Genomic DNA, 311 nt, shown 5'->3' on the forward strand with positions numbered 1-311 from the left:
GGCCGAGCAGGCACAGGCGGGTGCCTTGCGTCTGGTGAAGGTTATGGGCACAACCGACGATCCAGAGAAACTCAGCCAGCTCGTTGAGGCGCTGGGCAAATTGGGCGAGCGGCTGCCGGCCAAGCAGGCACAATCGGTTGCGTCGCACCTGGTAAAAGTCATGGGCACGACCACCGATCCGCAGCAGCTCAGCTGGCTCGGTGAGGCGCTGGGGGAATTAGGCGAGCAGCTGCCGGCCGAGCAGGCACAGGCGGGTGCCTTGCGTCTGGTGAAGGTTATGGGCACAACCGACGATCCAGAGAAACTCAGCC

The 311-nt window shown here is 63.7% G+C and carries 1 protein-coding gene; it reads left to right on the plus strand.

All coding sequences use genetic code 11. The annotated features are described in order from the left end of the window. Positions 1-311 (plus strand): hypothetical protein (locus BQ17_RS21840; RefSeq protein ID WP_176722403.1); only part of this gene is annotated, 311 nt, incomplete at both ends.

The sequence above is a fragment of the Candidatus Thiosymbion oneisti genome (assembly GCF_900092655.1).
GTDB lineage: Bacteria > Pseudomonadota > Gammaproteobacteria > Chromatiales > Chromatiaceae > Thiosymbion > Thiosymbion oneisti.